This is a genomic window from Leptospira sp. GIMC2001, assembly GCF_028462125.1.
GTDB lineage: Bacteria > Spirochaetota > Leptospiria > Leptospirales > Leptospiraceae.
Map to the genome: position 1 here is coordinate 1416112 of NZ_CP115468.1, position 23396 is coordinate 1439507.

The following is a 23396-nucleotide window of genomic DNA, read 5'->3' on the forward strand; positions in this document are numbered from 1 at the left end:
CGGGATAGCCGAGTCTCCAAAGGAGACGTTGGCGTTGGCACGAGATTGCTGTGAACGAAGAGAGCAGGGCAATCGTAGTGACACCCGAATGGGTCTGAAGCTCCGCTTCCTTAAAGACAAAGGAGCGAAGACGTTTCCAGTAACGCGGAGTTATTCGAAGCTGATCTTAATAATAGAATTCAATTCATCTTGCTTTTGAGCCGATATTTGATTCAATGGAATTATTAATCCTTCATATTTAGAAAACATAAAAAATAAATATTCTTCACTTATAACACAAGATTCTATACATTCCCACTTATAAAAAGACTTAAAATATAAGTTTGATCTTTCAATTCCAATATTGGATATATTAAAATCAAATTCACCTATACCTATAAAACTTGAATATTTCTCTTGATTTGAATTTTTAGAAAATAATTCATTTATTACAAAATATACTAGAATTATAAAAGAAAATAATCCATAATTTAAATTATCCCAAACATATGAGATATCCATTAAACTACTAACTAAAAAGTTAAAAATTAATATAAACAACGAAATATATAATATAAATGTAATTATATTTATGAATTTAGGTAGATTCTGAACTAAATATTTTTGAAAAAATTTAATATCGTTATAATCAATGGAAATTTTGAATTTACACAAAATATTCTCATTCAATCCTTTATCTATTAAGTTTTTTTTTAAAAGAATGCGGTATTGCTTCTTAAATCTAATTCTTTCTTTATCCAAATATTTATAAAGGTAAATAGTCGTAGAAAATATAATTATTATTAGTATTGTGAAAGTAAAATAGTTGGATTCTAGATCTTCAACTGCACTATTTTTAAAAACATTTAAAGTAATAATCAAAATTGAAAATGCTATAGTTAATTTTATTATTTTTATCATTTAATTTTATTCCTTGAAATAAATGAAATCTTTCAGTTTCGAATAACTCCACATAGTCGCACTCATTCGAGATTGGATAAGATGAAATTCACATATCAAACAACCAAAGCTAAATCAACTCCCGTGCCATATTAAAAGAACCAAAATAAAAGTGTCAATTGAATTGACTTAAAACTTCGTAGCACCAAGCCAGAGAAACCCTGAATTTTGCATAGTTTTTGATCAGTTTTTGCGTTTTCAAGTGGGAACCTCCCAAATGTTTACTAGCAAATATCCAGAATGGCTCAGATTGCCGATCTAAGCCCTAATTTAGGGACTAGTGAGCATAAAATAAGGGTAGGTAGCAAAGATAAATTAGTTTGATGTTGAACATTTGTCAATTAGGAGCAAATGGCAGTCGTTCAACGTTTGCTCTCTGGAAGCAAATGTATATATTAAATAAACAATAAGAATTAAATTAAAAGTTTATAAGAAACCTTAAATTTCTAAAAATTCTGAGAAATATAATCGAGGACTCAACTCCAGAATGTTGAAAATTCCTTTGAGAATCAATTTCTAGAGACTTTTGATTGAGTTGATACGTCAGGGTAAAGAATCGAGTAAAAAATCGCTTAAAATTGATTCTAAAAGGTTTTAGAAATTGGAAAAAGTAATGCTTTCCAGTGAAGTAATTAATCTGTTTTCTTTGTCAAAATTCAGGGGATGTGGAAAGCTATCTTCTATTAGTTAGATTGGTTCAGAATGTCGCATTACCAAGAGTAAGGGTGGTTCTGAATGACTTTTTTTCCTTAGCTTAAATAAATGACAAAATATCTGCAATAAAGGGGCTTGTTTTGTGATTGATTTTGTCATGAGTTTATTCAGCTAGGAATTCCCCAAGCCCAATAGATTATTTATATATCATCCCTGCAAGATCATCGGCAAAGAAATGAACTCGATCTGATAGTTCTTTGTCGGAAACTGAATCCACTTCCGACTTGTCCAGCAAACTTTCCTTCGGAAAGTGTGGTCGGGGAAGATAGGCACGGAGATTCCACACCAAATATGGGCTGAAATTTATAGAAGACATCCAGATTGGGGAAAAGAGGCTATTCTTGAAAATACTGATCGAGCGAAAATGGATCAAGCTGTAATAGATATATACAAGAAGCTATATAGCGAAGACACAATATCAAATCCCGATGGATCTATTAATGTTAAAGGTATCTCAAGAGAGACTGCAAAAAAGAGAATGGATGAAATAATGGATCATCTAACCATGGGAAACTAAATAAATGGGAAGAATACAAAATAAATTTCTGCTACTCATCATAATTGTGATAAACCTAGTTTTCATGGGATATATTTGGATTTATGAACTTGAAAAGCAAAAAATAATTTTCAAAGAATATTACTTATATTCTATTGAAAATATTATTAAAAATGGCTCAACAAAAGAAGCCATTGCTGAAAAACTCGATTCTGAACTCAATGACTTTAAAAAGAATACTTTTTATTTCGAAGGTAATAACTCTTTTAAATTTTTAAATGGGAACCTGATTAAAATTCAATATGAAAGAGATGAAATCGAACTTAGTTCACTTAGTACATTTGCAGCTGAATGTGTTGATCAAAAAAATTGTTTGCGAATATTTATTAAATTGAATGGGAGCGAAGCTTGGAAAATAGAAATAAATAACTACTTAGACCTAACATATAAATTTCTTTTTCAATTGCAAGTAATCGGTTTTCTGGTCATTAATTTAGTTTCATTTCTGGTCTACATAGTAGTTTATAAGTTTCGTGAATCTCATAAAATCTAATTTATATTCGAGGATTTAAAAAGTAAAATATCTTGATAAACTATATAAGTGAATTCAACCCATAAGTGCAACAAAAAGATTTCTTGAAGTTGCGACACTAATTGAATTACAATGGAATACAGTCAATGAACCCTATACGATAAAATAAATATATATAGGACTACAAAAATTTACGCTTCAAGATATAACGGATAGTATAGGAAAAAATAAATCCATAATTTCAAGGGAGATAAAGAGGAATTCTGGAAAGAAAGGGAAGAAGGAATGGAGTTCAGAACAAATAGGCTTTAAAACTCCACATTAAAGCACTGAAAAATCAATTCAAAATTGCACTTATGGGTTGAATCTAGTTTTTTATTTGTAAACCTTTTGAGAATAGAATAACTTGCTGAAGTTTTTTCTTGAGATAATAATACTTCATGAGCCGATTTTGTATCCAATGTATTCCATAGTTTTGCAATCTCACCTTTATGGGGATACAATTCTTCCGTCGGATTTGATGACTTTTTTTCTCGTTACATGAAACTCTTTATGATTAAAGGCGAATTGCCTTTTATCTTGAAGAAAATTCACTGATAATCCTGATTGTTTAAAGTAAAAATGATATTTTCTTTATGTTTTTCAACTAATTTGTAAATTTTACGGTATATTTCTCTGGATATGACCGGAAACAATTCGACGATATATTTCATACTCCAACTCTTTGGTAAACATGCGATAACCCAATTTCCTCTCTTTAGTGGGTTGTCTTTAGTTATCCGTTCTTTCGTGACCCATAAATCTACTAGAAATTTTAGCCTCTCATGACCTTCCTGAGCATAATGAAAAAAAGTTGCTCTTGATATCTCGAAGCCCTATCGAGGACGACCGGGTTTTCCATATGCCATTGTCTACAGAGTAACCCAGGTCTTTGATATCGGATTAGAAAAAATTTAAAATTATCGGCTAGGGGTTTTTCCCGGAAAAATCGGAAAAACTAGGTTAAAACCTATTTTCGAGGGGTTTTACTATATTAGGGAAAAATTATATACTAATATGATATCGGAAAAAATCCCCTTATATTTTTTTTCCGATATTGAGTTTCCATGCTAAATTGGGTTTATGAAATCAATTAGCTTGCAGGATATTCAACGAGTACGATATCAGAATCAATTCACAAGACCTGGCAATTTACCGTTAAACATTCCTGAAAGAATTTACTACATTACTCGAGTTCGAGCCTCCGGCGCCTGGACAATTCAAGGGAAATCCAATTCTCAGGATCCTGATGAAAGACTTCGAACTATACAAGGCTCCGGTACTGAACAATTCTACTCTGTCCTTTGCTTTGATTCCATAGACTCAATGACTGGAGTTCAAGATATTTCAGGCTTCTGGGTTCCAGCTCAAGAATTCTAAAATTTATGGATCAAACTATCACTGAAAAGGTCCAATCCTCTATTGCAGTTCTGAAAGGAAATTGGCGAAGGAAAGACGGAAGCCGATGGATGAATGATCGGGGATTCATTGAGCCTTACCGTCATACAGGAAGAATACCAGTTCATGAACCAGATGATCACCAGTTAGTTGGGAGTGACAATTCTCGATCGGAATCAGAACTAAGTGATTCTTTAAGACTTCAAATGCTTTTAAATATGGAGCCAGTGAATGTATCATTGCTTACAGGCAAAAATAATGACGAATTAAAACTTAAAGCACGAAAAGTTTTTGATATTTTAAGAAATCTATCCTTAAAAAATAAAATAAAACTTCTAGATGGAAGACCTGTTATTTTGGGCAAGATCGGAAGGAACAAAATATTACGCCATTCCGATTCAATGGTCTATAGTATAATTCCTTCACTAGTTGAACTAATTGAAAAATCAATATTTCTAGAAATTAGCAAAGTGGAAGAGGGGAAGGACAGACCTTTTTCCGAACACTATGAATACAGAGGAGTAAAATTCGAAGCTGAAGGGGAACGGTATTTCTTACGGTTAGTTCTAAAAAAGAATAAAAATGAGCATGACAAACATTATGACCAATTCATTTCAAAGTTATCAGTAATTAAAGAAGCCTCATTGAGTGGTACATCCAGACTTTACCAGTCCGGACTCCAAACAAATGAAGCTTCAAAGGATAAGTTATATCAATGGGTAATAAATGCAAGCAAAAATCAGAACGATGAAATGGACAAGAATCAAGATATCTCCAAGGGATTTTTCGGTTTCGGAAACAATAAACAGTCTACACCCACTGGTGGTGGATCTCCTCCCAGTCCGGGATTGGTCAAGAAGCAGATCATTGACTCTCGAGGTAGAAGACAAACGAAATGGGTTCGTCCCCAAGATGTTCAAACTCCTATCGAGAAGAAAAGAGAGCAGGCTAAAACCCAGAGAAAAAAAGTAACTCATCTTAATCATTCAGAAGAAGACAAGAAGAAGATCGAAGAAATCACCAAACGTCATAAAGAATTTGAGAATAAGGCCAAGGATCAAAGAAGACAATTTGGATCGGGTCCTCAACTACCGAAGCCAGGTCTTGTAATGCGAGTATATGCAAAAAGGAAGGTGAATGTCGGAGGGATGTTAGCCGAAGTTCAGAGAATCGCTGAAGATGGAAAATCAGTTATTGCTATGCTTACATCAGGAAAGACATACGAGTTTCCATTAGAACAATTGCACTTCGCTAAATCTATTTTATATCAAAGTAAAAGAGATATTAATGAATAACTTTCCTGTATATTTACCCATTCGAATTCGAAATGCTGAAAAAGATCAGGATCGGATTTTCCCTGAGATAAGGAATGTTGATCTTCAAAGTATCCAAAAGATCGTCAAGAAGCCCGTAATAGTTTTCGATCTTGATCAGAAAATTTTACTCCAAGTATCACCTGAAGAAGTTTTCAAAGTAGGAATTGATTCAGACTGGGAGATCATCAGTACTTTAATTCATGACCTTGATCTTTCTATTCCTGGATGAAGGCAATATAATAGGCACAAAGATACGAAACAGATCGCCAGAATTTGTACTGGCGAATAAATCTACCATTACAAATTTACCTATAGCAATATTAGTAAATTCCAATACTGCATCTGGAGCAGAATTATTTGCTGGAAGTTTGCAATACCATAAACGGGCAATTGTATTAGGCGAAAGGACCTTTGGGAATGGTTCAGTGCAAAAATTAATGCCACTATCTGAGAACAGTTCTTTTCTTTTAAAAATTACAATATCTAGATTTTACCTCCCATCAGGTATCTCTACTCAAGTAAATGGAATAGTACCTGATATATTAGTATCTTCAGAGAAAGATGAAAGTTTTCCCCAACGATTAAGAGAGGAGGATAAGTGGAAGCATTTACCTGGGTATAAATTTGATTCAAAGTATACCTCCAAATTCGAAGTTGAGAAAATCAAAGAGCTGATGAAAATCAACAGTTCATCCAAGAAAGATGATGCTAAGCTAAATCAAAATTCAAAAAATACAAATTATTTTCTAAACAGGTCAATCAATGCATTCAATGCATTTTTAGAAGTGCAATAATATTCAATTTAAATTAATTTTCTTCAAAAAAAGCTTGTACTTATTAAATGGCTAATTACTATGATCTTGAGATCCTAAAGATCCTCTGTTTTTATCCTTCGGGGAGAGTCGAGACTCCCCAAGGAACCTTCCTAAAAACTAAAAAGTTTTCCAGTAACCTACCTAAACAAAGTGAAAATAGCATCGTTCTTTTCGCGTATTTTCACTGAGAAATTAAATCATTTTTTGAATTGACAATACTCTAAACCTGTTCATATGGTAATATCTATTGGAATGAGACATAATTCCGATCGGCAATCTCGACAACTGCCGCATGAAACAGAGGATATCCCATTAAGATATCCATGCCATTTGGGCATTAAAAATTTAATCTTGAGCCTTGCCCGAGGTATGTCTTCAAGATTTTAGGATAAAAGTATGCGCACAGGAACATGGATCTCATCATCTATTGGATCATTACCTATCAGTAGTTCTGCGAAAATCATTCTTGCAGAGATCGACAATTTACACAAAGCAAAAGTTTGTAGAGCGGGGAACGCACATTTTGCAGATATCTTGGGAGTCTCTACCGAAACGGTCTCCAGAATCATTTCAAAACTCCGTAAACTTGGATTCGTGAAGCAAGTCCACTTTGATGGAAGAATTCGAATTCTGGAACCATCTTTTGAAATTCTTTCCAATGTGCAAGATTCTTCAAAATTTAAAATTGAATCAAGCTCTACGTTGGAATCAGCTCCAAATATAGAAATCAAACCAGCTTTGATAAATAGAACATTTCAGAATAAACAAAAACATCAAAGTAGTCTTGACCATAAGGGCAAACGAGAAATGGCATATTTCACAGATCCTTTGTTATATAAAAAACATATAAATAAAAGTATAAATAATTCAAAACGAAGGATTCAAAATTCAATCATTTCAAATAGTTTTGAAAATCCACCTATTAACATAATTCATGATGTCAGAAAAAAAATTGAGAACCAAAAAGAAAAAAACTGGAATCAATTTGTGGAATGGGCAAAAAATAAGTTTTCAGGAAGTACAAAAGATTTATTGCTCTCGATAGAATCGCCAAATGAAAATCTACCAGCAACAATCCGAATCGCCTGGGATGCATGGCTATGAATAATTTTAATCAACTTCCCATAATTTACATTACGTCGCATTAGATTCTGTACCGAATGTATAGAAAGGCACATGGGTAACACATTGGATCACTCACATAGGTGACACATTTTTAGCTGGTAAACCGATACATAGGAAAATCATAAGATCCAGCATACCGGCCAAGCAGTAATTCGGAATTGTATGCTGAGTCAAATTTATACTTTAAAAAGGTTTTGTAATACTTTACCTTTTAAATTTTTATAAATAGAAAAATCAGAATCAATACTTATAATCCGATCAATTCCATCTCTTTCTGAAATACACATTAAAGAAGCATCTGCTAAATCCATTGGTAAATCTGAATATTTCCTCATTCGATTTTTGATATATTTTAAATCTTCCAGTCTTAATTCTACAATTTGTATACTCCCTCTTTCAATCCACTCCAGAAAATCTGATTGAGCTTCTACGGAAAATGATAAAAGATAAATAACTTCTGTAACTACAGGCCATGAAGATATTAATCCACCTGTATAGGATTTGAAAAATTTTAATGTTGATTTGTGAAATTTATCTTTCGAATTAAATAGCGCAATGATTGGACCTGAGTCAATGAGGGCTACGTTTTTCATTTTTCATTCCAATAAATTTTTTAAGATATTTTTTTCTATTTTGAGCCAGATCATCATTATCGGAAGAATATTTTCCAAATAAATCTAAACCTAAATCAAAAGGTGATTTCTTAGATCCTCTAGCTTTCATATATTCTAAAATTGAATCTTTCACTATTTCTGTTCGACTTTTTCCTTCAGATTTTGCAAATGAATCCAATTTTCTTTCTAATTCTGGCGGTAAACGTAAACTGATCATAAATTAATATGTATCACAAAATCGTAGTACAGTCAACAGATTTTTTATCTATTTATTTAAATTTAGGATCCTTGCGTAGAACTAGGGTGATTGCAGACTATTTCTATAGATGAAGTTCCGAACCCGGAAAAATAACTGAAGGCTTAAGTTATGTACGAAATTCCATTAAAAACCTTTAGAGACATTGTTATTGTGGTTTCCAGACAAACCGTCAATCACCGAGCCATTAGTCCAGCGCAGTCGTAATTCGGAGCTATACGTCAATATTATAGATTAATTAATTTTAAAACTATTTTTTCTATCTCAGACCTATTGCTAATGTCCTTTAAGGGAATTGCGAAAATCGCTATTTTCTCAATCTGATCATTAACTATATCCTTCGATTCGAAATTTATAACTGATCCGTCTAACACTTTTTCTCTAGGCTCCCAATCAAACCAAATATACCATAAATCCCATTCTTTAGGTTGAGTATTTTCTTGATATTTAATTTTCCCTCCGACAAATATGGGTTCTTCGATATCTTTACTAAAAGCAATATTGAAACCAACAATGTCATTAGAACTAAATTCATAGATTCGATAAAGACCATTCAAAACCCATTGATCTGGATAATAAAGACTAGATGAAACTCCATTTGTTATTGAACTTGATTCCCATTTTAATTTTATGCCATTTTTATTAAATATTACATCAAACAAATCAATTATTTTTTTTACATCAGCCAGAACTATTCTTATAGAATTGAAAAGTGCAATTATATTCTGTCCTATATCATTCATTATTAGCCTCCTTAAACCAATTCACTTTTTGAAAATCTAAAGATTGAAAGTCAATTCTGAATCCATTAAAATCATTAAGATTCAAATAATGTAAATAATTAATGAGATCAATTGCTATACTATTGTTATTTAATTCATATAAATCGGGGATTACATTTTCCCAATTTAATGAAAATATTGAATACTTTTTTCCTATTAACATTTCAGATTCTTCCATATCATAATCAGAATTATATGCAGTAAGGTAAATTATCGGTCCTATAATACCTTTAAAACTTTTAATTGTTTCATCATAAAAATCTTTTAATGAATTATTTATAGACCTATAATATGATAAAAGCTGATCTTTTTCTCCAAATCTTAACTTCCCACTGTTAAATTTTGCCTCTATGAGGATAAGAATTCCATCATCATAAATCTCATTAAATAAAACTAAGATTAAATCTGGTTCTCCTTCAGTTTTATGTTTTGGCCAAAAAAATAATTTGAACTTTTTATAATTATTCAGATTGCAATTGTATTTAATCTCAATATAGTCATTTAATAGTATTTGAGGATGATCGTCATACAAAATCGATTTAGCTTTTTCTAAAAATTTAATTAAGATTCTTTCTTTCTCCAAATATTCCATTCTTTCGAAAAATATACTTGTCAATGAATCTTCTGCATAAAGCGATTGATGAACCTTACCATTTAAGAATGCTTTTATCATATTTTGCTCTTTTTAGTTACCACTAATACCTTTCTCATCTTTAATTCTCCTCGAAACAGTTCGAGCTTACTTTAAATATACTTCTGATTCGGAAGTTTTTTTTCCGATAAAAGTATTCATATATGAGATAATAAGCATTGACTGATCAGTTTTCTTAAACTGAAATTAGCAAAATTAGGACAGAAAAATGACCAAAGAAAAATTAATGCAAAACTCTATTTTTAGAAAAATATGGGAAAGAGAAACACTGAGTGAAATTATGGATCAAATTTTGATGCAGGCTATGATTGGGCTAACAAAAGATAAGAAAAGCATTTTAGTATTTCATCTTGAAAAGGTCTTAGAGTATTTGGGAATTAGCATAACTTATAGAACGGTTTTCTTTGACTTTGGTGCAAACATCTTGAGAATCAATAAAGATCTATGGACAGATAAGGAAAAAGAAGAAGACTTCCCAATGCTGGATAATCATTGGAATCTGCTGAGCAACTACAATGGAGAATTTGATAATGAGGATATCGCAAATCTAAATCTCGGACAATATGTAGCAAATGGAATTAAGATTTTTCTTGAACTTCATGAGGAGGAAAAGCCTAATTTTGCTTATGCATTCATAGATTTTTTTCAATATTTTAACGAATTTATACGAAATGAAGATTTTGAAACAATTGAAGATGAACTTAATTACTTAGAGGAGGAACTATGATTCTTCGTAGTGTGTTTGATTTTAAAAAAATCCCCTAGCCTATTCTACTCATTAATATTCTGACTATCCTTTCCCATTCATTAAATTGTTCAGGATTAAAAAGAATTAATTCTCCTTTAAAATCTTTAGCGCCATTCTTCTCTCTATCATCAACAAGAAAATCACCCATATTAAGATTCTTATGGTGGGAAAGAATTAATCTTTTGTATAAAACTGAGCTCGGATCTTTACCAAAGTATTTTTGTATCCATTCCAATTTTTCAGACCAAGCACTTGGATTCATCCAAGGCGAAGTTGAAAGCACATAGGTATCGAAATACTTAACCAATTTATGAATTGCTTCAATTGCTCCTGACTTAGGTTCCATAAGGGAAAATATTCCCGGAGCTTCATCAAAGCGTCCTTCATATTCTTTTCGTTTAGCTTCATTCAATTTTTGAATTCCGGTCGGGAAATCGACTATTACATTATCCATATCCAAATACAAAATCTTTTTCATTGCTTTTCAAAAACCATTTTTATTATGACCACTTACTCCAATTATTAAATCCAGAACATAATATTTTCAGAAAATTACCTTTCTAAATCATAGAAATGATTGAGCTCTTTCAATTCCTTAACGAATCGATCAGCTGCATCTTGAGGCGATGTCAATTTTATAAAGGTTCCATAATTAAAAAGTAGATCAAATATCTTTCTCTCATTATGAGATGATATAGAAATTCTAGACCATTGGTTGCGTTTTGCATTTCCAATAACTATTACATCGAAGAGTTGAGTGTGCTTGAAAAAATCTAAGTTTCTATTACTAATTTCGAATTCATAAGTGATTTCATCTTTTGAAAACTTAGCTTGAGGATCTGACTGCAAATAATCCTTGAGATTGAAAAATTCATTTCCTTGATTGTAATTTTCTATTGCATTCCTTAAATCAATTTTAAAACCTTTTATCCTGCTTACGAGAAAAGATTTTGTCTTATTGTCTTTTAGGTCTTTACCAAGAAGACTCAAATGGCCCTCCGTTGATACTATTAAATATGGATAGATCTTTCTGGCTGTTTCTGTTAAAAACATAGCCTTACTATATTGGATTTCTATAGGAAATTTTCCTTGAATCGCATAACGAATTGCGACTAGAAAATACAATAAGTCTCCTGGTGTGTTCCAATTCCTGATGACCAACTCTAGGGAAGAATCATTATAAGAATGAGCGAATCCAACAAGATAATCTTTGCATATTGAATGAATTCGAATTAGATTTTGCTCATAAGTGGCATCTAAAGTCTTATCTTGGAAACTTATATTTAGCCCAAACTTTTGAGAAACCAAGGAAAGATAAGGTTCGTATCGTTTGCGAATCTTTTCGGTAACAGAAGTTTTCGTTTCACTTTCAAAAGATTTACTAAAATTGTGGTTTTTATTAAGCCAAGAATAAGAGTGTAACTCGTCCAAAAATAAATATAATTCACCCGCTTTGATTATCTTATTCTTTATCGACTTATCTTGCTTAGCGGATAAAGATTCTTGATTTGGTTTGAAAATCCATTCTCTTGCAAATGCAAATGCTTCCAGACCATATCTAATTTGGTAAAGTTCCGTAGATTTTACTTCTTTTTCTTTTTTCATTTTTTAAGGTATTTATTAAATTTAACTTCACACTCGCAAAGTTAAATATTTTTCATACTTAATTTTTAAAAATTAGTTAGTTTTTCACGGTTGCAGTTGCTATAAAAAAAGAAAATTATATTTTTCCCAAAATTTTCATCCAATTTTCCCAAATCAAAACCATAGCAAAAGTATCCAATTCACAATACTTCAATAATGATTTACGAATTGCTTCTTGGATCTTAGGGTATTTATGGTAGTTTAAAATGATGCCGTAGGCCGAAAGTGCTGCTCCGCCATCTGATATTGTTTGGAGAGATAAATTACCTTGCAATGTCTTTAACTTAGGATCCAATTCCTCAACATCAAAAATAGCCGGAAGAAGTTTATAAGGATTGGCAACCTCACCATCATTTATGTAAGTTATCCACTTCTGATTTGAAAAATTTAGACTTGAAATCTTACTAGTTCCATAAATCGGTTTTGAATATTTTTCTTTGATATATTCAGAAGATTGAATAATCGCAGGTAGTACTGACTTGATAGAATTGGATCCGCCCATCAAAGGATGATAGTGGTAGCGAATCACTAATTTCAATAAGTCAATCATATTCCTTTCGCCTGCAACCTTTTCACCCGAATTCGATTCAACCTGCGCTATGCTTCGGATAAATTTCATCAGAGACTTCTTATCTTTAATGGAAGATTGTTCGAGTTGGTTGTAGATACTATTTAAGATAGTATTTTCATGACTTGCATATCTAAAGATAGCCCCATTATCATTTTCTAATTCTTTTTTTAGTGCTCGAATAAAATGAAAGTTAGGAAATTCGTTTGGATCCGTATGTAAAAATTGTCCTTTGTGTTCAATTTGACCATCTTCATGCAGTATATGATGAGAAAACTGAAAGGCGATTCCTTCATAAGGTCTCATACCTTTGAAAAATGGAATAGCGACAGAAGTAGTTTCAAAATCTATAAAATGAAGAGGATAAAGAACCGAATCCATAAATCTTCTCAAATCATTTAACTCTAAAATGTCGGAGGTATGATTGGATTGAATACTTTGTACCTGATGCCATTGCCTCTTTCCTTGTGACATGCCATCTTCAGATAACTGATCATCGAAATCAGACTCTTTCATTTGATCGATAAAATATATTCCTTGTTTGAGCTTATCTCGTTTTCCTCTATAATTCCAAATATCAAAAATAAACTTCCTCTCAAAATCAGACTCTGTAAGATTCGCCTGCTCCTTCCAACATTCCTTAAAGCCACTCTTTGAACCTGATTCCATCTCAGGCTCTGATGTGTAGAATTCGCAATGCTGGCAATGCATTCCTATATCAGAAGGAATTTTCTTATCTTGGCTGTACTGAGATGCAAAATAATTTATATTAGGAATAAAATCATCTTCTTGGTGAATCAATTCGATTGTAGAGTCCACAGGAATTTCAATTAGAATCCTATTTCCAAGTCCTATCTCATTTAACTTTTGTGAATCAATCTTTACTTCGCTTCGGCCATGATTGTTTTGGATTTCAAAAATAGAATTCAATCCATTTACACTTGCTACTGAATTCTTATCCACTAAAAGTATACTTGCAGAAATATCATATTCAGGAAAGGCATTCATTAGAACATATTTCTGGAAGGCAATATCATCTAAGTAAGACTTGTACTCTGGATAAATATTGCCCTTCGAATTATAAAAATCAGCTTCGGATGAACCAGAAAAGGACTTCGCCTTAACTTCAATAATTTGAATTAGATGGTCTTTCTTTACGAGAATATCAGCACGGATAAAAAGACTTTCAAACTTTACTGCACCTTCAAAGATTATAACATCTTTATTCTTTAATAATGCATTCGTTTTATCTAATGCTGTATCATAGTCAATTTCCACAATATCATTTGTGAGATTCTGATCATAATAAAACTTTGCTAATTCACCAACTTGAAACCCACCCTCTGCTAAACTTTGTAAAAACGAATCACCTTGGCTTTGATCAGGGTATTCCAATTTGCCCGAATAAAATAACTTAGTGGGACAATCCCTGGCAATTTGAAATCTTGATTTAGTAAGGTATCGTTTTTTCATAGAAATGTAATTCTAGATATTTTACTTTAAATGAATATTATATTCGGAAATTAATCTTCCGAATATAAAGAATTTATTCTGTATAATACTTCTATGCCTTTCTTCGATACTAAAGATATTGCGAAAATTGGAATCCAAAATGGAATTTCTAAGAAACAAATAAACGGATTTCAAGCTTTTGTTGACATTGATAACCTTAAAGAATCACCCCTAGGTTTTCAAGAAGTATTTAAATCCTTTTGTGAAAGTGGGAATTCTAACTGGCTTAATCCGAGCTTGATATGGAATCGACTGGATGAGATATTAGCGAAATTCCAAGCTGATCGAAGTCTTCTGCATCATTTCCGAGATTTATTAGCTGCCTCAGTCCGAATTGGACTTTCTCCACATTCATTCTTTAAATATGTAATTAGTCCTCGATTATCTCGTGACTACGATTGGAGAAGTTGGGAAGTAAAACATATCCCTGCATTTCATTCTATTATAGCCTTAATTGCAACACTTAAAGAACATGAAAGATATAAAAAAGATCAGATAGAAGGCGCCTTCAAGATTTTATCATCAGACATTGTTTTAACAAAGTATATAGCTTATCCAATTGCACATACACCTATTGACTTGTTATCAAATAGTGTATTTTGTAAATCATATATAGATATTTGGTTAAAAATTCAATTTTCGAATCCTCTATTTTTCCATTTTCTAAAATTAAACATCTTTCCAATTTTGAAAAAGTTTTCAGCTGTGTGGAGCACAAATCAGATTACTTCCTTACTAAAAAAATTACCTGAACTTGAGGCGACCTTTCAGAAAGAATTTTCACAAAAGGAAAAAGAATGGAGACGAATTCCAAAGCTTTCAATTTATTCGATCGATTTTGAGCATGGATTTTTGGAGAGAAAGAAATCAGGTTTTAATAAAATTGACTATTATCGTGAAATTTCTTCTTTTATAAATATTCTACAAAGCCTAGCGACAAAACGAGTGGGAATTTTCTTTCTCGATTATCTTGGAAGAAGGTTAGTAATTCATAAAGATCCAAAAAAATATGAAGCAGCGATCGAACTGATTCAAAGTCTCAAAGATCGAACAGGCTTATCTATTTACTTCTGGCATTTTAGAAAATTTTTTAAAATGAAATATGAAGACAGGGAAAAATATCCAAAATTCATTTCAGAAAATGATGGAATGGATCCAGAATACAAAATTATCTTAGATAGAATATTTGATGAGGAATTAATCACCGACAAATCAAAATACCAAAATCACGAGTATATGTCTAAACTCCAGGCTATTCTAAAAGAACTAAAGATGGATGATTTATTCCACAATCAGAACGTAAGTCCTCGATTAGTTTTAAAAGAATTTTTAAAAAAATCTAAATTAGAAGTAAGAGATTTAATTCAATCGGCTATTGATGATTGTTTAGATGGAAACGATAGAAGTTGGCATCTAGAAAAATGTGTTCAATTAGATAGAATTTCTAAAAATTTATTTTTTCTTTTCAAATCCTATATTATTCGAGGATTTTCTGCTTTCCAGGAGATAAATTGGTTAGGACATAAAAATAATAGCTCTTCCTTTAATCATCATTGGGAAGCTTATAAGGATGTACACAAATCACCTAGCCTGCGCTTCTTTTATGATTTTCTATTCAAAAAAAGGAACTCGGATGATACAAATAAAAAACAAGAAGAAGTGATCCGACAAAAAATAAATATCGATAACTTTGAATATTTTCATATTTTAACTGAATTTGGTGCATCTACTAATATAAATACGTTCTTCACTTATTTCCAAAAGAAGCTACTTTCTATACGAAAATCGATTCAAGAGCTAAAAAATCATTCTCTTGAGGTAGACAAGTCAGAACTTAATAAAATACAAAAATCGATTCTACATTTAGAAAGAAAGCATTCCAATTTAGTGGAATTGTTAGAGTTAGCAAGAGTCAAAAATGGCTCTCTGCAAAAAATTTTACTGATAATCCTGTTTCCAAATTTCTTCAGTATCAAAGATCAAGAAACTAAAGAATTTTATCAATTTCTTATTGAATCAAATTCAGATAGAAAAGAATTGGAATTTCTTAATAAATTTATTTTCGAAGATGTAGTTATTGATCGAATTTCACTCCCGCAGATTGAATCTATATGCAGAATTGTAGAAGAAATATCACAATCCACAATGCAAGAAATTGGAATAAAGGAAAACATATCGGACATTCAGAATAGCGAATTTTTCAAACTTCTTAAGCCATATTCACTTGTTAAATCGAAAGAACTGAATGTAAATGCGATTGATGCTGCCATCAAGAAATTATTCAATCTGAATAAAATGATCAAAGAAAAAGATAAATGGATAGATTCCGTTCATTCTAAAGAATCAACTAATTCAAATCCTTTATTTCAATACAGAATAGTTCTGAATAAATCACCACTAGATTCTTACTATGGAACTATGGGTGGAATATGCCTTGCCCAATATCCAAAATTAATTATAGAAACAAGACTATTCAACTTTCGAATAGTTGATTTGAAAAGAAAAGACATAATGGGCTCAATGCTAGGATACTATATTAACACTCCGATTCCCAAACTAAAAATCGATCGATACCTAAGTGTATTTGCAATCAATCCATTATTAAGCTTTTTAACAAAACTAGGCGGCAAAGATAAAATTCTTTTTTATCTACATATTCGTAAATCTTTAGAGGAATTTGCTAAACAGTTTAACATTCCTATTTTACTTGCAGGAGCAGATGGAACGTTTGGATTGATATCTGAATATCCTAATTTTTCTTCCATAATATTAAAAAATTGAAAGAGAATTTAATTCAACTTATATAACAAATGCATTAGGAGCTAATATTTATTATGATTCAGCTTCTTATGCCAAGGCATTTCATATAATTAATCCTAAAGATGAAAAATCATTTCATGCATCCAGAATATTGAAAGAGATTTATTAAAAAATCAAAGCTATTTAAAAAAATAGATACACTAATATACTAAAAAATCTATTTTAGATTTAAACGATGAGAGAGGATTTTTATTACCGCCGTATTTTCATTGCATTCACGTAGTTTCTTCAATCTTCGATTACCAATTCTACGATCGCTTGCTTTCAAAATATCGGATAAGCCCCATTTGTCATTTGAAAATATTTTTGAGAATAAGTCTTTAAAAGGTGTGTTGATATACTCTCTAATTAAATTAGATATATCTGATATTTCATTGATATACGGGTAATTATTGTCACTCAGAAACGGATACTCTTGATTATTAATGAAACTTTTGGGGTAATCCCAAATGATTTCCTTATCTAATGTAATCCAATATCGTGGAAAATTTATTTTACTTTTCTGACTAACTTTTTGATAAACTGAACAATGAATCTGAATATTCATTTTCGCATCCATCAGTTTATAAATTTCCGATTGCAATTTACTCCATCTACTCATTTTCTAATTTACCTTCCGTACAATTATATCAAGTAAGATATGAGTTTTCGGAATTATATTTTCCGAATTCTGTTCTCAGAATATGATATAATATAATTATGAAAAAAATTGGCATAACAGGTTCAAGAAAGGGTTTAAATGATAATCAAAGATTGGCTCTATTGGAAAGTCTAAAAGGATTGGGAAATGTTGAAATCCATCATGGTGATTGCGTGGGTGTTGACGAAGATATTCATAAGCTTCTGATTTTGGAAAATGAAAATTTACCTGAAGGTGTTAAAGTTCAGCAAATATCGATCCATCCTCCAACGGATCAGAAACAAAGAGCTTTCTGCGAAAAAAAATACCCCGGCTTAGATATTTTAATTCATAGTTATTCATCCGAAGAGTATCTAAAGCGGAATCAATTTATAGTAAATCTTACAGATGAATTGTGGGCATTTCCTGATGGACCGGAGAAACAAAGATCGGGAACTTGGTCAACGATTCGGAATGCAAATAAGTCCGGGAAACCAGTGAAAATTTTTGAACCGTGAAATAATCAAAGATTACAGATATTAGCTTAAGAAATAATTAAACAAATGTCTGGGTATTCTAGAAAGAAGGGGGGATTTATTCTTTAGATCATCCAAATCTTTATAAACGATTACTTCTAAAATGCAATGTCTCTTTTCTATTGGTGTATTTGATTCAATTTAAAATAAACCCCATTTTGAATTTTTATTAACTGCTATATAAGCGTAGCCTTTAAAAGAGCAAAATGCATAAATCTTATTAAATGGATCAAAGAATTATTTGTCATTGTGGTCAGCGATTCCCATTACTCGTATTTTAGAAATAGCGTAAATGTCCCAAGTATTATTTCTATTTTGCCGAGCTTGTAAAATAGGAATACTTCAAAGTTTGTGTATAAAAATTATTTTTGCATTATTATAATAAGACTCTCCGATTCTATCTTACTTCAAATAAATATTTTACTCAATTATTTCATTTCCATAGATTCATTAATAATTTTCTTTAATTCTTTTAATATTCCTTCATTCATTTTCGACTCATTGTTAGTAGATCTTGGAATTTTAAAACGACTAAAGTGGGGAAATGAAATAATCTTGGACTTTATTTTTTTATTATCTGGTAATAAAAATATTCCATCAAAGTATTTTATTTCGTATTTCGATTCCCCAGATTTTTGACTACTTATCCTATGCATAATTTTATCTTCATTCTTAAAATCATAGGACATTTCTTTTAAAAATGAATAGGTCGACATTTCATTTCCATTACCAAAACAGAAAATTACTGGAGGTCTTAGAATGCTCAAAAGTAGCTCATGAAACCTCCAACAATAACCAGCCATCCCATGATCAATTTCTTCAGCCTTATGGCTGGTAAGAAAAATAAGATTAGTTGAACAAACTTTTTCTCGCAAATCAATTCCTAATTCTTCAAATAATGAAATTACTCTTATTTGTAGAAAACTCTTCTTTTCGTCTTTTAACCACCCTTCATCAAACCAAGCGTTGTCTTTTCGATCTATCGATTTCTCAAGATGATCTTTAATTAAAACTTTACCTTCTCCTCCTGGATTATAGCCGAGAAGAAAATAATTTCCTGCTTTAAGTGCGTCACTGGAACTGTACATGATTTCGCCTTCTTTATCTAAAATTGAATTTAAAATTAGTTTTCCATTTTCTTTGAGCATCTCATTCATCGCGTTACTTTATCCCAAGAATAGCATCTTTTATTTTCATTTTAAGAGCATATTCAGCTGTAATTGTTCCACCATCCTTTGTAGTATATTTCTCATGCTTCACATTCGAATTATACATAGATGGATGTATAATATTAACTATCTTTATATTAGAATTTATTTTGTCTAATCTATCCATTTCCATTTTAACGATCTTTCCCAGTGTTATTATGAGTTTTGGTCTGATAATTTCAATTTTCTTCGAAAGAATCTTAAAAGATTTATCTTTATAATCCTTATCTATTTTTCCTAAACTACCACCTATTTTTTTAACGCCTTTTAGCCTAAGACCAAGATATACATTTGAAAAGAAGCAATTATCCCATGGAAAATTTCCATCTAATACATTATAGCTCTCATTAAATATCTTGATTAAATTTTTCCAAGTCCCTGTATCGGCATCTCTTTTTTTCCCTTCTATAAAGTTATTATAATCACTTTGCTTGCCGAAGTCATTTCCAAGAACTAGAATCTTTATCTCTCGTTGACTTTTAAATTCTTCTTCTTTATCATAATAAAATCCTCTACCCCCAGGGAAAAATGCTGTTTCGGGTTTATCTTTAAAACTATCAACGATAGGAATAAAAAGTCCTTTGGGATCAAAACCTAAAAGTTCAGGCTTTGCAATTTTTAGTATCTTAGTTGGCAGGTCTCGGTCGTACAAAATTTTATTCCTTTTTACAATGTTATTTTCTTCAAAACTTAAGTCTCATGGATTTTCAAATTCAATTCAATGATTAAATTTAGAATTGTAGAATTTTCTAAAATTCAATTTCAAATCATTTCCTCCAATATCCAAATAAAAAATTTCAATCTCCAGAATCAAGGATCCTGAAGATTGTTAACTTTTACACTGATCAGGGAATCAAAATCCTACTATTTTCTCTTGGTTCTGCGTCTTATATCTAACTTCCAATTTCAACGCTTCGATGATTTCTTTGAAGTTCAATTTGTCAATTGGTCGAAACCGAAATCGAATCCATATTGCCTTGAAATCTCCTGGTGTTAAATCTTGAATTTCTTTAATCGACTCTTTCTCTAGGAAACTGGCCTTTGCAAAGATATCAGGAAAATAATTATCAAAGATACGAATTTTATCTGGGTTCTTGAGTGGACTAAATTCACATTTCCAAGCAAACCTTCGTAAGCTTGCTGCATCAAAATTATTCGAAAAATTTGTCGCTGCGATAAATATTCCCTGAAAGGATTCCATTCGAGTTAAGAATTCATTGGTCTGAGAAATCTCCCAGGACTTTGTCGCTAGTTCTCTGCTTCGGAAAAAAGTATCTGCTTCATCCAAGAAAAATATTGCATTCTTTTCTTCAGCCTCATTAAAAGCGGATGCTATTAATTTTTCTGTTTGTCCAACATACATATTTAAAAGATCAGATCCTCTTTTTTGGATGAGTTCACAACCTAATTTTCGGGCTAGGTATTTGACATACTCCGTCTTCCCTGTCCCCGGCTTACCTTGGAAAAGTATGCACAAAGAAGAGTCTTTGATTCCTCCATTGTCAATACCATATAGGTAATCTTTCATCATAATTTCTAGGTCATCCATATTAGCATCTGTGTGAATGAGTGAAGGATCATAGGGGCTATTGCTGACTAAAGATTTCTGAATTGGCAAGCCTATTAACTTAGCATGCCGACTGCATACTGCATGTAGTGTTTTGAGAAATCTAACTTTGCTAATTTTTTTAGTTTTAAGTATTTTCTTAGTGGATTGAATGCAAGTTGTAATTCCTCCGACAGAGATTGGGTATTTGACTTGGAAGGTTTCAATGTCCGAAGTCGAAAAGAAAGAATTCACATCTTCCAATGTTATAACTGTGTTCCAATAATGAGTTAATTGTTTAGTATCAGGGGAATCAAATTTTAAGCTATAATCGAATCTTCGCAAAATGGATTCATGAATTGAGTCATATTCATTCGTGATGAAAATAATTTTTGAACTGCTTGAATCCAAAAATTCATTGATCCAAATTTTCTTCATCGAGTTATATCGTGGTCCTCTTGAAGAATAAAATTCTTCATTGAGAAGATCATCTGCCTCATCCATTAAAAGAATTGCATTATTTTTGCTAACAATAGCATTAGCAAGCACTAAACTCGATTTTCGAATACCTATAGAATCATTATTTACTGTATCAATTTTATACAATGATCGTTTCGTTTCTTGAGCTAAGCTTCTTGCGAACTCAGTTTTTCCTGCGCCTGGTTTTCCATACAAAAGTATTTTGCATGGCTCATCTGAAAGTAGCAAGGAATTTAGATTGAATTTGTCCAATTCTGGCAAAGCAAAACTTTCCAATCTTTGCGATGGAGTTTCTTCTAACTTAATGTACTCTATACAATAGTATTTCTCTTTATCATTATTGATAAAATTTAAAAAATTATCATGCAATTCAATACTTTTGCTGTATCTATGACCATTGATTGGTTCAAAAATTTCATATTGGCAAAAAGGCGAATTGCTCGAAAATATCTCTGTTAACTCAGATCGCGTGATACCTGTAGCGTTTTTATAATAGAACATTGTTCTATAGTTATCTTGCTCATGGCTCATCCATTCAAGCATAGGGTTAAACAAATATTGTGTTGCAAGAAAGTGAACAAAAGTAGAATATTTTAGAGGGAGATGTAAAGCTTCCAAAGTATTAATTATCTTCTGAAATATTGGGTCAGATTCTAAGGTAAAATTCTTTGAGTATGCTCTGATTCTCTTCATGAAAAAATCACAAAGAATCTCGCGATACGATGGATCTTCCTCTGTGATAGTCTCCAATAGATTACTTAATTCTCGCATTCTGGATCTGTAATTCAACCAAACATTTCCCGGGAGATTCATAGTTCTCCCTCTATAATTTCTTGACATTCTTTCATTTTCAATAGAATCCGTTTGCTCTTGTAAATTTTGGAAGAAAGGACGAATTAATTCTTTATACAAAATTTGTAAGTCTTGTTCGGAAAACATTCTTAGAAATTCTTCATCACAAAAATTCATATCTCTATCCTTTTCTAGTATCTTTATAAGGTAAAAGTACCCCGCCTTTACAGAACTAGATTGATAGATAGAATTCCAAGGATCTTGTTTCTTCTGATTGTTGTTTGCTTTCTGTATCATTATTGCCTCTTTCTGCTTTGATAGAAATATAATAAACGATTGGTGAAAGGAATTCGGAACAATTCTTTCCGAAATACCTATGGTTGAAATGTATAATAAGAGAAATAGGAGAGAAATAAAATGTCCCAAGATGAAAAGATGATGAGTCCAGAAGAATTGCTTGAGTGTTTTGCAAGTCAATCCAAGCTATTTAAATATTCCGATCTTACTACGAAAATTGAAATTTTAAAATCGTATTTTTCCAAAGACGGGTATCGAAATACAAATCTATTCAGCTATAGAAATAATATCTGGCTGAATCATAACTTGAAAATACGAGAAGATGAATTCATTATTGCATGTGCAGTTTATTTGGATCTATCTTTCGTTCATGGTGTCTTAATCCATCCAATGGAAAAAATTGTCTCTGATTACAATGCTTCCTTTCGTGCAATGAAGGATGGTAGAAACAAAGTAAATCAACTCTTAAATGGAAAGCATATTAATACACGTTCCATTTTCGATATAGGAGGAACGGAAGGCAATAGCACTAATTTTGAAGAGAAGCGAAGAGTGCTTCAGAAGCTGTATGATGAAGTAAATATTTTTCCATCCCAATTGCTATTCTATCATATTAATTCTTATCGATCCCAACCGAACGGAGGAAAAAATTACATGCATGTATTGCAGGAAGCTCCCTACTCTGCCTTTGCAATCTGCTATTCTGATACGAATTTTATCTTACCAAACATAAAAGAATATTATAATCAATCCAGCAACAAAGCTAAATTGATTCAGTTGGATTTTGCAAACTATATTGTGGAATTAAAATAGATAAAACAAATTATCAATATATTTCAATTATCGATTAGACAATTTTTAATTCATCTTGTTGGATTTTTTTCATTTTTGTGGGCAATATTTTATTTTTCTTGTATTTCTTTAATTTTTTCACATTTAATTCTGCTC

At 31.5% G+C, this 23396-nt stretch carries 23 protein-coding genes; 11 read left to right on the forward strand and 12 right to left on the reverse strand.

Translation table 11 applies throughout. The features are described from left to right. Positions 1-150 precede the first annotated feature (150 nt). Positions 151-900, reverse strand: coding sequence for a YcxB family protein (locus tag O4O04_RS07865; RefSeq protein WP_272535267.1), 750 nt, complete (start codon positions 898-900; stop codon positions 151-153). 1003 nt (positions 901-1903) lie between these two features. Here O4O04_RS07865 and O4O04_RS07870 point away from each other — a divergent pair. From O4O04_RS07870 to O4O04_RS07900, 7 genes are all read left to right on the forward strand, one after another. Then, positions 1904-2170 (forward strand): hypothetical protein, encoded by a 267-nt coding sequence (locus tag O4O04_RS07870; protein WP_272535268.1) that lies wholly within the window; start codon positions 1904-1906, stop codon positions 2168-2170. A gap of 4 nt (positions 2171-2174) precedes the next feature. Further along, positions 2175-2702 (forward strand): hypothetical protein, encoded by a 528-nt coding sequence (locus O4O04_RS07875; RefSeq protein WP_272535269.1) that lies wholly within the window; start codon positions 2175-2177, stop codon positions 2700-2702. A gap of 1101 nt (positions 2703-3803) precedes the next feature. Next, complete coding sequence (locus tag O4O04_RS07880) at positions 3804-4100, forward strand: hypothetical protein (protein ID WP_272535270.1); 297 nt, start codon at positions 3804-3806, stop codon at positions 4098-4100. Positions 4101-4981: 881 nt separating this feature from the next. Continuing rightward, positions 4982-5413: a hypothetical protein gene (locus tag O4O04_RS20455; protein ID WP_442915952.1), complete on the forward strand. Its 432-nt coding sequence runs from the start codon at positions 4982-4984 to the stop codon at positions 5411-5413. Continuing rightward, positions 5406-5663 carry a hypothetical protein gene (locus O4O04_RS07890; RefSeq protein WP_272535272.1) on the forward strand — a complete coding sequence of 86 codons (258 nt, stop codon included), beginning with the start codon at positions 5406-5408 and terminating at the stop codon, positions 5661-5663. Before O4O04_RS20455 ends, O4O04_RS07890 begins: the two co-directional genes overlap by 8 nt. Beyond that, entirely contained in the window at positions 5635-6228 is a 594-nt protein-coding gene (locus O4O04_RS07895) for a S41 family peptidase (RefSeq protein WP_272535273.1), read from the forward strand. The genes O4O04_RS07890 and O4O04_RS07895 overlap by 29 nt, the downstream gene beginning before the upstream one ends. Positions 6229-6645: 417 nt before the next feature. Then, the gene (locus tag O4O04_RS07900; RefSeq protein ID WP_272535274.1) at positions 6646-7353 is read left to right on the forward strand and encodes a helix-turn-helix domain-containing protein; all 708 of its coding nucleotides are present in this window, start codon (positions 6646-6648) and stop codon (positions 7351-7353) included. A gap of 197 nt (positions 7354-7550) precedes the next feature. Here O4O04_RS07900 and O4O04_RS07905 read toward each other — a convergent pair whose 3' ends face one another. The 4 genes from O4O04_RS07905 to O4O04_RS07920 form a co-directional block, all read right to left on the reverse strand. After that, positions 7551-7967: a type II toxin-antitoxin system VapC family toxin gene (locus tag O4O04_RS07905; protein WP_272535275.1), complete on the reverse strand. Its 417-nt coding sequence runs from the start codon at positions 7965-7967 to the stop codon at positions 7551-7553. Beyond that, positions 7945-8205 carry a ribbon-helix-helix protein, CopG family gene (locus O4O04_RS07910; protein ID WP_272535276.1) on the reverse strand — a complete coding sequence of 87 codons (261 nt, stop codon included), beginning with the start codon at positions 8203-8205 and terminating at the stop codon, positions 7945-7947. The genes O4O04_RS07905 and O4O04_RS07910 overlap by 23 nt, the downstream gene beginning before the upstream one ends. A gap of 266 nt (positions 8206-8471) precedes the next feature. Then, positions 8472-8987 carry a hypothetical protein gene (locus O4O04_RS07915; protein ID WP_272535277.1) on the reverse strand — a complete coding sequence of 172 codons (516 nt, stop codon included), beginning with the start codon at positions 8985-8987 and terminating at the stop codon, positions 8472-8474. Beyond that, positions 8980-9699: a hypothetical protein gene (locus O4O04_RS07920; protein ID WP_272535278.1), complete on the reverse strand. Its 720-nt coding sequence runs from the start codon at positions 9697-9699 to the stop codon at positions 8980-8982. Before O4O04_RS07920 ends, O4O04_RS07915 begins: the two co-directional genes overlap by 8 nt. Before the next feature lie 187 nt (positions 9700-9886). On the opposite strand from O4O04_RS07920, the gene O4O04_RS07925 reads away from it, so the two are divergent. Then, on the forward strand, positions 9887-10405 hold the full coding sequence (locus tag O4O04_RS07925; protein WP_272535279.1) for a hypothetical protein: 519 nt from the start codon (positions 9887-9889) through the stop codon (positions 10403-10405). A gap of 34 nt (positions 10406-10439) precedes the next feature. Here the strand turns inward: O4O04_RS07925 and O4O04_RS07930 are convergent, their stop codons facing one another. The 3 genes from O4O04_RS07930 to O4O04_RS07940 form a co-directional block, all read right to left on the reverse strand. Further along, on the reverse strand, positions 10440-10904 hold the full coding sequence (locus O4O04_RS07930) for a 5' nucleotidase, NT5C type (RefSeq protein ID WP_272535280.1): 465 nt from the start codon (positions 10902-10904) through the stop codon (positions 10440-10442). A gap of 74 nt (positions 10905-10978) precedes the next feature. Beyond that, complete coding sequence (locus O4O04_RS07935) at positions 10979-12031, reverse strand: WYL domain-containing protein (RefSeq protein ID WP_272535281.1); 1053 nt, start codon at positions 12029-12031, stop codon at positions 10979-10981. A gap of 115 nt (positions 12032-12146) precedes the next feature. Further along, positions 12147-14111, reverse strand: a complete 1965-nt coding sequence (locus tag O4O04_RS07940) for a DUF2779 domain-containing protein (RefSeq protein ID WP_272535282.1) — start codon at positions 14109-14111, stop codon at positions 12147-12149. A 93-nt stretch (positions 14112-14204) separates the two neighbouring features. On the opposite strand from O4O04_RS07940, the gene O4O04_RS07945 reads away from it, so the two are divergent. Next, positions 14205-16931, forward strand: a complete 2727-nt coding sequence (locus tag O4O04_RS07945) for a hypothetical protein (protein WP_272535283.1) — start codon at positions 14205-14207, stop codon at positions 16929-16931. Positions 16932-17127: 196 nt separating this feature from the next. Here O4O04_RS07945 and O4O04_RS07950 read toward each other — a convergent pair whose 3' ends face one another. Continuing rightward, positions 17128-17571, reverse strand: a complete 444-nt coding sequence (locus O4O04_RS07950; RefSeq protein ID WP_272535284.1) for an SF0329 family protein — start codon at positions 17569-17571, stop codon at positions 17128-17130. A gap of 98 nt (positions 17572-17669) precedes the next feature. Between O4O04_RS07950 and O4O04_RS07955 the strand changes: the two genes are divergently transcribed. After that, positions 17670-18107 (forward strand): hypothetical protein, encoded by a 438-nt coding sequence (locus O4O04_RS07955; protein ID WP_272535285.1) that lies wholly within the window; start codon positions 17670-17672, stop codon positions 18105-18107. 446 nt (positions 18108-18553) lie between these two features. Here O4O04_RS07955 and O4O04_RS07960 read toward each other — a convergent pair whose 3' ends face one another. The 3 genes from O4O04_RS07960 to O4O04_RS07970 form a co-directional block, all read right to left on the reverse strand. Continuing rightward, positions 18554-19282 carry a hypothetical protein gene (locus O4O04_RS07960; protein ID WP_272535286.1) on the reverse strand — a complete coding sequence of 243 codons (729 nt, stop codon included), beginning with the start codon at positions 19280-19282 and terminating at the stop codon, positions 18554-18556. A gap of 4 nt (positions 19283-19286) precedes the next feature. Beyond that, positions 19287-19985, reverse strand: coding sequence for a uracil-DNA glycosylase family protein (locus O4O04_RS07965; RefSeq protein WP_272535287.1), 699 nt, complete (start codon positions 19983-19985; stop codon positions 19287-19289). A gap of 201 nt (positions 19986-20186) precedes the next feature. After that, positions 20187-22448 carry an AAA family ATPase gene (locus tag O4O04_RS07970; protein WP_272535288.1) on the reverse strand — a complete coding sequence of 754 codons (2262 nt, stop codon included), beginning with the start codon at positions 22446-22448 and terminating at the stop codon, positions 20187-20189. Between the two features lie 120 nt (positions 22449-22568). Between O4O04_RS07970 and O4O04_RS07975 the strand changes: the two genes are divergently transcribed. Further along, entirely contained in the window at positions 22569-23261 is a 693-nt protein-coding gene (locus tag O4O04_RS07975; protein WP_272535289.1) for a hypothetical protein, read from the forward strand. Positions 23262-23396 lie beyond the last annotated feature (135 nt).

Excerpts from the sequence above, each read along its gene's own strand:
- O4O04_RS07865 (WP_272535267.1), bottom strand. The coding sequence starts at position 900 with ATGATAAAAATAATAAAATTAACTATAGCATTTTCAATTTTGATTATT.
- O4O04_RS07875 (WP_272535269.1), top strand. The coding sequence starts at position 2,175 with ATGGGAAGAATACAAAATAAATTTCTGCTACTCATCATAATTGTGATA.
- O4O04_RS07880 (WP_272535270.1), top strand. The coding sequence starts at position 3,804 with ATGAAATCAATTAGCTTGCAGGATATTCAACGAGTACGATATCAGAAT.
- O4O04_RS07890 (WP_272535272.1), top strand. The coding sequence starts at position 5,406 with ATGAATAACTTTCCTGTATATTTACCCATTCGAATTCGAAATGCTGAA.
- O4O04_RS07895 (WP_272535273.1), top strand. The coding sequence starts at position 5,635 with ATGACCTTGATCTTTCTATTCCTGGATGAAGGCAATATAATAGGCACA.
- O4O04_RS07900 (WP_272535274.1), top strand. The coding sequence starts at position 6,646 with ATGCGCACAGGAACATGGATCTCATCATCTATTGGATCATTACCTATC.
- O4O04_RS07905 (WP_272535275.1), bottom strand. The coding sequence starts at position 7,967 with ATGAAAAACGTAGCCCTCATTGACTCAGGTCCAATCATTGCGCTATTT.
- O4O04_RS07910 (WP_272535276.1), bottom strand. The coding sequence starts at position 8,205 with ATGATCAGTTTACGTTTACCGCCAGAATTAGAAAGAAAATTGGATTCA.
- O4O04_RS07915 (WP_272535277.1), bottom strand. The coding sequence starts at position 8,987 with ATGAATGATATAGGACAGAATATAATTGCACTTTTCAATTCTATAAGA.
- O4O04_RS07920 (WP_272535278.1), bottom strand. The coding sequence starts at position 9,699 with ATGATAAAAGCATTCTTAAATGGTAAGGTTCATCAATCGCTTTATGCA.
- O4O04_RS07925 (WP_272535279.1), top strand. The coding sequence starts at position 9,887 with ATGACCAAAGAAAAATTAATGCAAAACTCTATTTTTAGAAAAATATGG.
- O4O04_RS07930 (WP_272535280.1), bottom strand. The coding sequence starts at position 10,904 with ATGAAAAAGATTTTGTATTTGGATATGGATAATGTAATAGTCGATTTC.
- O4O04_RS07935 (WP_272535281.1), bottom strand. The coding sequence starts at position 12,031 with ATGAAAAAAGAAAAAGAAGTAAAATCTACGGAACTTTACCAAATTAGA.
- O4O04_RS07940 (WP_272535282.1), bottom strand. The coding sequence starts at position 14,111 with ATGAAAAAACGATACCTTACTAAATCAAGATTTCAAATTGCCAGGGAT.
- O4O04_RS07945 (WP_272535283.1), top strand. The coding sequence starts at position 14,205 with ATGCCTTTCTTCGATACTAAAGATATTGCGAAAATTGGAATCCAAAAT.
- O4O04_RS07950 (WP_272535284.1), bottom strand. The coding sequence starts at position 17,571 with ATGAGTAGATGGAGTAAATTGCAATCGGAAATTTATAAACTGATGGAT.
- O4O04_RS07955 (WP_272535285.1), top strand. The coding sequence starts at position 17,670 with ATGAAAAAAATTGGCATAACAGGTTCAAGAAAGGGTTTAAATGATAAT.
- O4O04_RS07960 (WP_272535286.1), bottom strand. The coding sequence starts at position 19,282 with ATGAATGAGATGCTCAAAGAAAATGGAAAACTAATTTTAAATTCAATT.
- O4O04_RS07970 (WP_272535288.1), bottom strand. The coding sequence starts at position 22,448 with ATGATACAGAAAGCAAACAACAATCAGAAGAAACAAGATCCTTGGAAT.
- O4O04_RS07975 (WP_272535289.1), top strand. The coding sequence starts at position 22,569 with ATGTCCCAAGATGAAAAGATGATGAGTCCAGAAGAATTGCTTGAGTGT.